The organism is Limosilactobacillus agrestis, from assembly GCF_014145585.1.
Lineage (GTDB): Bacteria > Bacillota > Bacilli > Lactobacillales > Lactobacillaceae > Limosilactobacillus > Limosilactobacillus agrestis.
In genome coordinates this window covers 214,067-226,555 of sequence record NZ_JACIVF010000053.1, presented here as the reverse complement: position 1 = coordinate 226,555, position 12,489 = coordinate 214,067, and the positions used below count along the sequence as shown (strand labels likewise).

Annotated in this window: 11 protein-coding genes; 5 read left to right on the top strand and 6 right to left on the bottom strand. The window is 34.8% G+C overall.

Annotation, left to right across the window (positions count from 1 at the left end; translation table 11 throughout):
* The 3 genes from H5R88_RS05535 to H5R88_RS09820 form a co-directional block, all read left to right on the top strand.
* The coding region (locus H5R88_RS05535) for a helix-turn-helix domain-containing protein (RefSeq protein WP_220477573.1) at window positions 1-491 on the top strand (491 nt) is incomplete at its 5' end.
* Window positions 491-1,387 (top strand): IS3 family transposase, encoded by an 897-nt coding sequence (locus H5R88_RS05530; protein WP_310735477.1) that lies wholly within the window; start codon window positions 491-493, stop codon window positions 1,385-1,387. The genes H5R88_RS05535 and H5R88_RS05530, both read left to right, overlap by 1 nt.
* Before the next feature lie 137 nt (window positions 1,388-1,524).
* Window positions 1,525-2,580, top strand: a complete 1,056-nt coding sequence (locus H5R88_RS09820) for a restriction endonuclease subunit S (protein WP_310735478.1) — start codon at window positions 1,525-1,527, stop codon at window positions 2,578-2,580.
* Window positions 2,581-2,737: 157 nt separating this feature from the next.
* Here the strand turns inward: H5R88_RS09820 and H5R88_RS05520 are convergent, their stop codons facing one another.
* The 4 genes from H5R88_RS05520 to H5R88_RS05505 form a co-directional block, all read right to left on the bottom strand.
* Entirely contained in the window at window positions 2,738-3,673 is a 936-nt protein-coding gene (locus tag H5R88_RS05520; protein ID WP_035157478.1) for a site-specific integrase, read from the bottom strand.
* Between the two features lie 78 nt (window positions 3,674-3,751).
* Window positions 3,752-4,954: a restriction endonuclease subunit S gene (locus H5R88_RS05515; RefSeq protein WP_182600444.1), complete on the bottom strand. Its 1,203-nt coding sequence runs from the start codon at window positions 4,952-4,954 to the stop codon at window positions 3,752-3,754.
* Window positions 4,947-6,569, bottom strand: coding sequence for a type I restriction-modification system subunit M (locus tag H5R88_RS05510; RefSeq protein WP_220477584.1), 1,623 nt, complete (start codon window positions 6,567-6,569; stop codon window positions 4,947-4,949). Before H5R88_RS05510 ends, H5R88_RS05515 begins: the two co-directional genes overlap by 8 nt.
* Before the next feature lie 51 nt (window positions 6,570-6,620).
* Window positions 6,621-9,731, bottom strand: coding sequence for a type I restriction endonuclease subunit R (locus H5R88_RS05505; protein WP_182600442.1), 3,111 nt, complete (start codon window positions 9,729-9,731; stop codon window positions 6,621-6,623).
* Window positions 9,732-9,942: 211 nt separating this feature from the next.
* Here H5R88_RS05505 and H5R88_RS05500 point away from each other — a divergent pair, with 211 nt between their 5' ends.
* On the top strand, window positions 9,943-10,434 hold the full coding sequence (locus tag H5R88_RS05500) for a DUF805 domain-containing protein (RefSeq protein ID WP_182600441.1): 492 nt from the start codon (window positions 9,943-9,945) through the stop codon (window positions 10,432-10,434).
* A gap of 63 nt (window positions 10,435-10,497) precedes the next feature.
* On the opposite strand, the gene H5R88_RS05495 is transcribed toward H5R88_RS05500, so the two are convergent.
* The gene (locus H5R88_RS05495; RefSeq protein ID WP_182579097.1) at window positions 10,498-10,773 is read right to left on the bottom strand and encodes a hypothetical protein; all 276 of its coding nucleotides are present in this window, start codon (window positions 10,771-10,773) and stop codon (window positions 10,498-10,500) included.
* Window positions 10,774-11,391: 618 nt separating this feature from the next.
* Between H5R88_RS05495 and H5R88_RS05490 the strand changes: the two genes are divergently transcribed.
* Entirely contained in the window at window positions 11,392-11,703 is a 312-nt protein-coding gene (locus tag H5R88_RS05490; protein WP_182579096.1) for a hypothetical protein, read from the top strand.
* Window positions 11,704-11,749: 46 nt separating this feature from the next.
* Here H5R88_RS05490 and H5R88_RS05485 read toward each other — a convergent pair whose 3' ends face one another.
* Window positions 11,750-12,283 (bottom strand): GNAT family N-acetyltransferase, encoded by a 534-nt coding sequence (locus H5R88_RS05485; protein ID WP_182579095.1) that lies wholly within the window; start codon window positions 12,281-12,283, stop codon window positions 11,750-11,752.
* Window positions 12,284-12,489: the final 206 nt, after the last annotated feature.

The window sequence follows — 12,489 nt, the reverse complement described above, 5'->3', positions numbered from 1 at the left end:
AATACCTTTCGACTTCACAAAGTACTAATGATTTAAGTAAGAAATATCAAATTAGTGGGCGACGTATCGCAGAATGGATTCAGAGATACCAATTGAGGGGAATCGATACACTAAAAAAACGGCGGCATAAACGAATATTTACCACCGATTTTAAACTAAATGTGATAGACTACTACCAAACTCATGAGGATTCGATGGCTGAAGTTGCCGCTCGCTTTGATATTTTAACAGCGCAAGTTTCGAGCTGGCGCTCGCAATTTGAACGGGACGGTATTACAGCTTTGAAGCCTCACCCGAAAGGTAGGCCGTCTAAAGTGAAACATACTAAAAAACAGGCTCGTCAGCTCGCTAATAAGAGTGAGCTGGAACGATTAAAGGAAGAATTAGCGAAGAAGAACCAAGAACTTTATGATACTAAAATGGAGCGTGATATCCTAAAAAAATCGCTGTCCCTGTTCGGACCCTCAAAGCCAGGAAGAAAACCCAAATAGTGGATCAGATCAGGGACGATCAATCACAGCGACCAAAGAAACTGCGCTATAAGATTGGCGATCTTCTCAAAGCCATTGGGCTTGCCAAGGCAACCTATCATGATGAACGTAAACGAATTGCCCACTCCCACGATAAATATGAAGAAGCTAAAGTTCAAATTCTAAAGATTGCCCAACGGTTTAGACTTCGTGGACGTTGGACCGCGGGCTATCGTCGTATTCAAATGGAGCTGGATCAAATAGGATTACACCTGAGTGGGGATACTATTCGCAAGTTAATGCGGGAATTAAATATTCAAGTAACCTTATATAATCGCCATCGTAATGGGAAGTATTCATCTTACCATGGTACGGTTGGTAAGATTGCGGACAATCGGTTAAAACAAAACTTCAATGAAAAACGTCCCTATCATGTTATTCATACTGACGTGACACAGGTCCGCTTAGCTAACCATCAGTGGGCTTATATCTCAGCGATGATTGATGAAGCGAGTCAAGAGATTCTAGCTTTTCAAATAGGTATTAGTCCGAACAAAGAACTGATTGTAAAAACCGTAGAAGAATTAATTACCAATCTACCTGATAATGCTTATCCAATTATCCATTCGGATCAGGGCTGCCATTACCAGTTAGGTTACTATACCCAAAAATTGGCGGATCACCAGTTTATTCAAAGTATGTCACAGAAGGGAAATTGCCTGGATAACGCCCCAGTAGAAAGTTTCTTTCACTTATTTAAGACTGAGTTACTAGCAGGATTTCTGTCTTGTAAGGATATTGCAGAATTAAGCGAACTTTCTCAAGAATATGTTCAATATTTTAATCATGTTAGAACAACCTTAAAAACAAAAGGCATGGCTCCGGTCGAATACCGAAATCATGCCTTAGCAGCCTAATATTTTAATTTTGTCTAACTTTTTTCTTGCACTTCAAAAGCATCTGTCACAGGGTGCTTTTTCTTTTTAGTTGAATTTTTTCTAAGCTAGAGAAAATAATTTTTTCTATTTATTCATAATTATTTTCTCAACCTAAGATTAATAAAGGATGGGAGCAGCGTAAGTTGGGAGATGTTGCTAAAGTTACGATGGGACAGTCTCCTAGTAGTAAAAATTATACAGATAATCCGAATGATTATGTGCTTGTTCAAGGAAATGCTGATTTAAAATCAAATGAAATTTCTCCTAGAGTTTGGACAAAGGAAGTAACTAAACAAGTGCATAAGGGAGAATTTATAATGACTGTAAGGGCGCCTGTTGGTTATTTAGCCATGGCAAACATGGATGCAGTTATTGGTCGTGGAGTTGCGGCTATTGATGGAAATAAATATTTATATTATTTATTACAAACAAAACTATTGGATAGGACTTGGGAAAAGCTTAGTTCAGGTTCTACATTTGAATCAATTAGTTCAAATGATATTAAAAATTTAGAAATTAAAGTTACTGAAACTGAAGAAGAAAAATTGATAGCTAAACTTATGGATACGGTAACTTATTTTGTCACCCTCCAGCAACGAAAATTGAAACAATTAAAGCAGTTAAAAACGGCAATGTTACAACAATTATTCGTTAGTAAAAATAGCAAACAACCAGTTTTAAGGTTTGAAAATTTTGATAGTGACTGGAGGCAGCATAGTTTAGAAGATATAAGTGCAAAAATATACTCAGGTCTCACTGGAAAAAGTAAAGATGATTTTGGGCATGGTAAAGCGAGATATATAACCTATTTAAATGTTCACAATAATGAAGTTGCAGTTTCGGATGGAGTTGAGCAAATAGAAGTTGATTCTAAGCAAAATAAAGTGTTAAAAGGAGACTTGCTTTTTACTATTTCATCTGAAGTACCAAGCGAAGTAGCATTAAATTCCGTTTGGTCTTCTGAAGCTGGGACAGATATTTATTTAAATAGTTTTTGTTTTGGAATAAGACCAAAGTCTAATTACGTTAATTCTTTTTTTCTTACTTATTATCTTCGTTCTCCTCAAATGCGCAAACTAATTTATCCACTTGCCCAAGGTATCTCTAGATTTAATATCTCAAAGCGAAGTATCTTAGCATTAAAAATTAATACTCCAGTTTTACCAGAGTAAATAAGTATCTATAAAGTTTTAATGCATATTGACAATCTCATCACTCACCAGCAAAACAAGCTTACTCAACTAACTACCTTAAAAAAGTATCTCTTACAAAAGCTTTTCATCTAAAAATAGTGGTATCAGCATTTATTTTACTGGTACCACTTTTTGTTTAGTTCAGTTGAGATAGATGATGTAAGACTTTATCATTATCTTTATTTTCAAGTTCCTCAATAATATGAATATAAGTTTCTTGGGTCGTTGTAGTGTTGGCGTGACCTAGTCTTTTGGCAACACTAGCAACTGACACTCCTTCATAAAGTAATAATGAGGCATGGGTATGGCGTAAACCATGAACCGAAATAGTTGGTATATCTAATTTATAACAATATTTTTCCAATAAGCCATTAACAGTAGAATTAAATACTCTTTTATTGTGTGGCACAAAAATTGGCCAATCACTTTCTTTATTTCGAATAAGTGACTTAAATTGATTCATAAGGTGCCAATCGACCATGACAACGCGGTTTGAAGATTCGTTCTTAGTTTTTTGAAAATTACCAATTGGTGTTTTATAATTCCAAGATTTATTAACGATAATTTGTTGCCTTTCAAAATCAAAATCTTCTGGAGTTAAGGCTAACGCTTCCGCAAATCGTAAGCCAGTCTTTGATACTAGTAAGATAAACCAATCCCAGTTTAATTCATCACCTAGATCAAGATGACGGAGTAACTTTTGCAATTCATAAAGGTTCAAAAATTTATTCTTTTTATTGCTAGGATCAACTCCCTTTATAATTGCACGCCGTGTGGGGTCATGTTCCAGTAATCCTTCGTCTAATGCATCAACTAAGGCTGCTTTTAGGTGATGATGAAAATCAAGAGTAGTTTGTTTTTCGTGAGTAGCAGCATAGTTATTTAACAATTTTTGATATGATTGGCGCGTAAGTTCATTCATATGTAACTCTGGTGCAAGCTCTTTAATTTTTCGATGTGTTAAGTAATATTTATCCAACGTTACTTTTCGAACTGCTTTTTCCTTATAAAGCTTAATCCAGTCCATGTAGTATTTATAAAATAGCTTTGTACTGTAGTGTTTCCGAGACATAATAAAACCTCCAATAAATAATCTAGTGTCAAAAACACAAATGTATTATTTGTTGGAGGTTATGCTTTATGCAATTAATTAGATAAAGAGCTTTTGAAGAAGATATTTTTTAATACCTTTATAATCCTTTATAGACTTTTGTTGTATCTCAATAAGAGCATCTAAATTACCTAAAAATCTAGCAATTTTATTTTGAACTGCCATAGATGGAAAATAAATAGGGTATACCTTAGTAAAATTTTTAATAACATGTGGAATGTTAGGTGTTCGATATTTATTAAAAATAACATCCTGTTTACTTTTAAGTTGCTGATATACGAAAAAAGAATTTACCAGTTTAGGATTTAATCTTATAGCTTTCAAAGTTGAACCTAGACTCCCCTCAAAGCCATAATAAACACTTCCTGCTTTAGAGCCATCCCACAGTATTAAAATATCACTTTTTAATGTATTGATTGGTTTATCTATAAATAAAGGAGCATTACCATTTAATCTTTCTGCATCCAGATATTCTGTCTTTCCTGGTTTTGTATCATTAAGTTTAGTGTTTCCTTTAAACTCTTTAATAGTTAAATTTGATAATTTTTGCTTTAACCATTTAATCGAAGCTGAATTAAAATATAATTCTGGGTTCTTATCCAAATTATTTGCCATACTTTTTGTAAGAAATGATTGTTTTAATTTAATCAATATTTCCAATTTTCGTTGCTGGAGAGTGATGAGGGAATCTAATTGTTTGAAAAATTCTCCTATTTTTTGTTGTTCTTTAATTTTAGGTATGGCTACTTCTAATTCCATCACTTTATTTTTAGAGATGTTATACCTAGATATCCCTTGTGCAAGTATTATCATCTTATTCCTGATATTATTTGATCTAAGTAGGTAGGCTAGGTAGTAAAAGTTAAATATATTTCTCATAGGTCTAAATCCAAAGCAAAAACTATTCAAATAAGTATTTGGTTTATCATCTAACCATACAGAACTCATTCCAACTTCTTCAGGAGTTTCAGAAGAAGTAGTAAAGAAAACGTCTCCTTTTTTTACTTCCTGTTGTTTAGTATCTATCTCCACATTTTCAACCATATTAGAATTAGAAATTGGATTAGAATAGACATTCATATACGTTACAAAGTATGCATTACCATGTCCAAAGTCTTCTTTTGTTTTACCCGATAAACCAGTAAAAGTTTTTCCTACTTCCCCCAACTTACGCTGCTCCCAATCATCAGTAAATCCTTTAAAACGGACTTCAGGTACCAATTTTTCGGGCTTTTTATCCATTACGCCTTACCTCGTTTTCTAACATTTTGATAAATTCGTTTAAGTCGTTTTGGGTCTTCTCGTCTTTTGAAGTTAGCTCTTTCATCATCCCCAAAAGCTCACTTTGGGTCTGTTCAATCTCTTTTTGAGTCTCTTCCATTTCTTTTGTTAACTTCCCAAGATCAACTGGTGGTTCAGGCTCAAATGTGTCAACATATCGCGGAATATTAAGGTTATAGTCGTTTTCTTTAATTTCATCGATTGTTGCCACATGAGCATACTTATCAACATCTTTTCTTTCCTTATATGTATCAATTATCTTATTAATATCTTCTTTTCGTAAGACGTTTTGATTCTTACCCTTTTCAAAGTTTTTACTTGCGTCAATAAATAATACATCTTTATTTTCTTTATTCTTCTTCAAAACAAGCACAACCGTCGGAATTCCCGTTGAATAGAACAAGTTTGCTGGTAACCCAATAATTGCATCAATCTGATTTTTATCTAATAAAGCTTTCCGAATCTGCGCTTCCTTAGCACCACGGAATAGAACCCCGTGTGGTAAAACAATTGCCATCGTTCCATCTTGTTTTAAGTGATATAGGCCATGCAAAAGAAAGGCATAGTCGGCTTTTGTCTTAGGCGCCAATGCTCCATACTCTTTAAAACGAGGATCTTTTAACTTACTATCATTGTTATCCCACCGTGCAGAATAAGGTGGATTAGCCACAACAATATCAAAACTATGCGGATGATCTATCCCATGTTCGTCTACACCATCAGGCCAATCCATTTCAAGCGTGTCTGCATTTTTTAGCGTCATGTTTTGATAACGAACATCGTGCATCATTAAATTCATCCGCGCTAAATTATAAGTTGTCGTGTTTAATTCTTGTCCGGCATACTTTAACTTCTTCTGTGCAACTTTATTCTTGAGCTGATCTTTTACTGTTAATAGTAGTGATCCACTTCCACAAGCAAAGTCATATACTTCTGGGGATTCCAATTCAGGATCTAAACTTGATGTAGCTAATTTAGCTAATACTTCAGAAACCTGGTGTGGGGTATAGAATTCTCCAGCTTTTTTTCCTGAATTTCCGGCAAATTCTTTAATTAGATATGTATAAATATCTCCTAAAATATCTTTACCATTTTCATCTCTATATTCAACTTGGTCTACTAAATTAACGATATCAGTCAATGCCTTTGCCCGCGCTGATGTTGAATTACCTAGACGAGAATTACCTAGGTTCATATCATCAAATATTCCATGAAAATCTACTTTAGCATTCCGATTAAGGCTTAGATTATGGTTAAAACTATCTAACATATCTTGATAGTCTGAGGGAGCAATTGTATTATTATTGACCTTATCGACAATTGTTGCCCATGTATATTCCGGAGCAATCGCATAACCAAGCGAAGAAGCAATTTCTTTTAAATAATCATTTAAGTCTTCACCACTTGCTTGTTCTTTATATGCGTCATTTACACTCTGACCCTCTGCGACATCGATCAATTTATTTTCAACCATACTTTTTTCTTGGTGTTCTGAGAGATACCGATAAAACATAAAACCTAAAATGTAATTTCGATATTCGCTGGCATCCATATTGCTCCGTAAGCGGTTTGCCATTTCCCATAATTGACTTGTTATTTCTTGTGCTTTATTCACTTCAAAAAACTCCTAAAACTTTTTCTTTAGTTCATCTGCAAACTCATTGATAGAATGACGTAATTTCGTTCGATATTTTATCCTTGAGAGTTCTTTAACCTCTTCAGCTTCAGCATCAGTCTTGTATACCGATTGACCTTCCATGACGATGTTGTCAAGCTCTCCATTTCCGTTTAGGTCATCGGCACCAATGACATGCTTATCTAAGATTTCATTTATTAAATGTGAATCTTCAATATCAGCTAGTCCCCACTTTTTCTTATACTCAAAAATAGCAGAACGTTGCTGACCTTCATTGTTTTGCGCAATCAATTTCTTAACGTGCTTTTGCTGAACTGGATATTCAAATTTAACCTTTCCTTTGAAGAGATCCTTAATAAATCTTAGAATCTTGGCCGCATATCCCCGATCTTCTAATTTATCGGAAATAATCTTTACTTCTTCAGCGGATTTTTTAGCACCCTCAATGTCGTTATTGTGATACTTATTCATTACCTCGACAATTAAACCTTCAAGATAATCCCAATTAACCTTCACTTCTTTAACGTGTTCCATTTGGAGGTCAACTTGCGAGAAATCAATATGATGTCTTTTAGCAATTTTTGTTTTTAGCCGATTTGCTAAAGTGGTTGTTAAGATTTCTTCATCATCCAAGCTCATCCCCAATGAGGTTAATAATTCTTCAGGGCGTGTATCGTCATATTTGTCATCTTGTTTGGCAATTGCCATCAAATGGTTGTATTGGCGTAAGTCTTTATACATTTGTTCTTGTGCATTTTCGCTTGCTGGAATATCAGTAAAATCTTCTGAAAAACTAGCTAACCTATTTACAACCTTATGCAACTCTTTCTTAACTTCACCATAGGAAGGAGCAATAACACCATCGTTTTTACCTTCATCGTTAAAAAGTTCTTCTTGAATGTTAGCGGAGTTACGATTTGCATATTTTGCTAATGCACTTTTCATTAATTTTTCCGTATGTTTAGGCCACCGGTAATTTACAATTCGGCCGAATGGCTTAGTTTGCATATCTTGAACTCGATTTGTTCGCGAATATGCTTGGATCAAAGCTGCACCCTTTAATGTTCGATCTACGTAAAGAGTATTTAATTGTGGTGCATTAAATCCTGTTAATAATTGGTCAACAACGATCACAAGATCAAAATATTTACCATCATCAATTGTCCGATTCAATCGCGAAACTACTTGTTCTGTATATTCTTTAACCTGCTTATCATTAAAGCTCGTACCAAACATTTCATTGTAGTCTTGCATTGCTTCACGTAAGGAATCATTTGTCTCTAGCTGATTATCACCATTGGACGTATCTTGACTAAAGGTAATTCCGATTCGTAATGGATGTTCCCTTTTAGCATTTTGTTTCTTAAATTCGTTATAATACGCCATTGCCATTGGCGTCGATGCTTTCCCGCCGCCAACATGAGTAGTAAGGATTGCATTGTATTTACCATTAACAGACCGTTTATTCCAATTTTTTAAGATATCCTCAACAACTAATTCAATATGCTTATGATTTTCATCATAGACACTTGGCTCAACCTTATCGTCCATATCATTTTCATTCATATTGGCGATTCGTTCTTGAATTTCCCCATCTGTCATCTTAGGATAGCGAGCCTTAAAATACTCTGGCAGATACTGTTCCCGCAGTACTTTTTCAGTTAATGTTGTTTCAAAATCCACCTTGAATCCAAGAACATTACCATCTTTAATAGCATCTTGAATTGTATAAGTATGAATAACATCCCCAAAGATATCACGAGTTGTCGGCGTTTTAGATTTGCCATTCTCTTTCGCAAATACAGGAGTCCCAGTATAACCAACCCAGGCCGATTTAGGAAAAGCTTTCCGAATTCTTTGCAGCATTTCTCCAGAAGTTGAGCGGTGAGCTTCATCAACAATAAAGACAAGATTCTTATCAATAGGCTTGAAGTCCTTGCTTCTAACCATTGCATCCATCTTTTGAGTAGAAGTTACAATAATTCCGTTTCCTTTACGCTTCAATTTATTAGCTAATGCCCACCGATTAGCAGTGTCAGTAACTACTCCCCCATTACTTCCTTCAGTATTTTCAGGATCGTACGCCATATATTCATCAACTGTTTGGTTAGTTAAGGCCACTCGATCAACCATAAATACAACTTTATCAACATTAGGTAATCGTGATGCAAGCCAGGCAGCCTTAAATGAACTGATGGTTTTACCAGATCCAGTTGTATGCCAAACATATCCGATTCGTTGATCATCAATCCCAAACGTATGCTCACGAATTTTGTTAATGACCCGTTTTGTTGCATAAACTTGATATGGCCGCATAATCTTTATCATTTGGTGACGGGGCGTTCCATCCAAAATCATATAATTTGTTGCCATTTGATGGGCCATCGGAATTGATAACATCAGATCCGCAAATTGCATTGCATCTAGCACTGGTTTATTATCCTCTGCTCGTTGCCATTGAAAAGCAAAATCAGTATTAAACTTATCAGCAGTTGTATTAGCCATGTAACGTGCATCATGTGGTGTTAACGCCACCAAAATTTGAAGGGTACCAAAAATATCTGAGTATTGGTCCTCTTCAATATATTGATGCATTTGGTTTAACGCTTCTTTAGCATCGCGGCCATCAGCTTTTTCCTCAATTTGGATAATTGGCAACCCATTAATTAACATTGTTACATCAAAACGACGATCCTTCCGTCCAGGAATCACTGCAGGACGTTCGATCTGATTAACAATTTGATAAACAGTATTCCCAGCGCCTATTTGATCCTGGTCAAAGACTGTTAAATATACGTGTTTACCATCATCACGATCAATTTCAATTTGTGATATCCCATTAGTCCCATATAGAAACTGCCCTGCTTCATAGGGAGTATTTAACTTATTGATTATCGCCTTCACTTGATTAAATTCCGTTGGCGATAATGGTTTCTCTAGGCGGTCTTGATTATGTTGCTCGAGGATCTGCTTAAAGTTATCCCACAATTGATCTGTTGTTTTAATTTGCGGTAAATATTCCCATTGCTTAGTTCCACCTAAATTACTAAGATGGTTAATTAATTCATTTTCAAATGCTAGTTCGCTCTTCCAAATAGTCATTTAATAACCTACTTTAACTTGATATTCTTTAACATTATAAGAAAAAATAACACTCCTATGCAACGTAAGTAAAAACATTTAAGGATTTTATTTTTAGCTTGTTGTTAGGAACTATAGCTAAGAATTCTTTTCTTCTCTAAACTATAAATCAATTTACAGCCCCACAAAAATGCTATAATCAAAATGTAATATATCAAAGGAGGAGAATTGTATGTTTAAAGCTTACAAATACTACTGGCAAAACGCCTTTAAGTACCGGGCTACTTCAACGCGGGCTGATTTTTGGTGGCCAGTATTAGTTAATTTCATCATTTTTGTTATTTTATATTTCTTACTAGTAATCGCTGGTTTTGCTTCTGTTACTTCGATTATGAACGGCTATAATCATGGCGTTGGATTCTTAATCTTCTTGCTCTTTGTTATTGCGGTATTCGCCATTGCTATTATTATTCCTGGAATTGCTATTTGTGTCCGGCGGGTTCGTGATACCGGTTTAACAGGCTGGACTGTATTAGTATTTTGGTTGCTTTCGCTTATCTTTACAAGCAACAATAGTGCAGTTATGGAAACTATCTTCTCGGTCATTGAGATAATCTTCTTAGTTATCCTTTGCTTGCCAAGTGGTTACATCAATAAACAAGGTTGGTGGAGTGCTAACTACGACAACGATATTACGGTTCCGTCATTACGAAATGATGACTAATTCAAATTAAAAGAGCTGGTGCTTCCAATGTAGCATCAGCTCTTTTAATTTGATTAACCTTAATTATCCCTTATAAATAGGTTGATACGACCCTCGTAAAGTGATCTTATCAAGTCCGTTATCGAGATTGTACTTGTCGTCGCTAAGCTTCTTTTCCCGGTAACCTGCTCGTGAAAAAGCTTCGACTAAGTGCGCCATGAATTTTTGACCACCTTCTGCAGTTTCATAAATCATATGGTCAATGTATTGTGGCATGTTTGTACTCTTCCGCAATAAAGTAATTAAGTATACCTGCCCATCAGTCTTGTTAATTTCTGAGGTATTTTGCATCAATGACATACTTATTTCCTCCTATATCAATCCAAGAATTTTCTTCCTACTCAATATTATAAATTATGCACAGAATTAGTCAAAAATGTTTATCAAAATTTTTAGCATAACCATAACGATTATTTTTCATATATGGAAACTCATTCAAACGTATCCGGATAATCTTTATATGCTTGTCCAAAACCTTTAATTAAAATTGGTACTCCATAGAAGGGTTGTTCTGAACTAGTGGTTGTATTTGGCAAACTATTCACTTGTTGCCTTACATTTACTGAATCTTGATAAATCACACTGTTAAGATCCTTATTTTCCACTATTTTTTGATATGTATCATCAACTAGCTGTTGACTATCAATTTGCCGATTCTTAACTTGTTGTGCAATTACAAGAGCTGATTGATCTTCATCGTTTTTGAACTTTGAGCATCAATTTTAACCTCAGTTTGAGTGTTATTCTGCATTAGTTAGTGGAAACAGAATAAGATAAGCTAAACCCTAATGGAATTACTAAAGAAAGAATAAAACCTAAATTACAATGCCTCCAAGTTTAGATAGTATATTTAAATTGCTTCTCTTATCCAAGAGTTCTAAAATTAGAGATAAATTGAAAGACAAGGGGCTCTTATTTATGATGAACATTCTATTAATCATTTTAACGGCAATTTTTATTATCGAAAGTATTTTTGAAGTTCGTTATTTTTATCAAATTCGGACTATTTTTAACCAATCCGGTCGTATTGAACCTACTAAACGGGTGCGGCGAATCGTCACAATTGAAACTCAATGGTCATGGATTTCATGGATTTTCTTATTGCTACTTTTCATTTTGCCAGATACGTATACGGCTATTCTCATCTGTGTCATTACCCTTATCGAAACATGGGTGGTCTACGAACTTTACAATGCTCGCGAATATGCTAAGAAAATCAATGAAAAATAATTAAATTAAAGAGGAAGGTGTTACAAACTCAACGCCTTCCTCTTTTTTATGCTACCCGCACTTTTGTTAACAACTCATAAACATATGATAATTCACTTGGCCGAAAAGCACCATGGAGGGTCCCTACTTTTTTAAAACCACTCTTAGTTGCGATTCGTTGCATTGCCATATTATTTTCATTTGTACTCAAACGAATTGATTCGATTTCTGGACGTTCAGTCTCCAAATATTCAATCAAGCTCAAAAATAATCTAGATGCATAGCCCTTTCCTGCATGCTGGGAGTGAATAGCTACGCGGTGGATTACAACATAATTTTCAGTATTAATTAGCCATTCCCCGTTAAGGTTATCATAAAAATGATCCGGTGCTTCAACAATTGCTAAAGTGCCAACTGTTTGTCCATCATCTGCTTTAACGAGATAAGCATAACCATTCTCAATATCTTCTTTTACATGGGTAACGTTCGGATAATCTCCCTGCCATTGATCAACGCCTCGCTCAGCTAACTGATTACGTCCATCACGTAAAATATCTACTACTACATCTAAATCTGCCATTGTTGCTTTCCGGATTTTCATTGTAATCCCTCCCTAAAATCGTTGCTTAGAGCTAAACCATAATAAATTAAGCAACTAATAGTATCATACCTCAATATTTGTATGCAATTATTTTTATTTTCTAATTCAGGAAATCGATAAACTAATAATCAAACAAGCTATTGACATCGCTTACATCAACTATTATATTATTAGGTGTAACGATAAACTAAAGCGTTTTCAATCAA

Bases quoted from the DNA above. Each gene is read 5' to 3' on its own strand.
- H5R88_RS05485 (WP_182579095.1), bottom strand. From the start codon at position 12,283: ATGAAAATCCGGAAAGCAACAATGGCAGATTTAGATGTAGTAGTAGAT.
- H5R88_RS05520 (WP_035157478.1), bottom strand. From the start codon at position 3,673: ATGTCTCGGAAACACTACAGTACAAAGCTATTTTATAAATACTACATG.
- H5R88_RS05500 (WP_182600441.1), top strand. From the start codon at position 9,943: ATGTTTAAAGCTTACAAATACTACTGGCAAAACGCCTTTAAGTACCGG.
- H5R88_RS05505 (WP_182600442.1), bottom strand. From the start codon at position 9,731: ATGACTATTTGGAAGAGCGAACTAGCATTTGAAAATGAATTAATTAAC.
- H5R88_RS05510 (WP_220477584.1), bottom strand. From the start codon at position 6,569: ATGGCAAACCGCTTACGGAGCAATATGGATGCCAGCGAATATCGAAAT.
- H5R88_RS05490 (WP_182579096.1), top strand. From the start codon at position 11,392: ATGATGAACATTCTATTAATCATTTTAACGGCAATTTTTATTATCGAA.
- H5R88_RS05515 (WP_182600444.1), bottom strand. From the start codon at position 4,954: ATGGATAAAAAGCCCGAAAAATTGGTACCTGAAGTCCGTTTTAAAGGA.
- H5R88_RS05495 (WP_182579097.1), bottom strand. From the start codon at position 10,773: ATGTCATTGATGCAAAATACCTCAGAAATTAACAAGACTGATGGGCAG.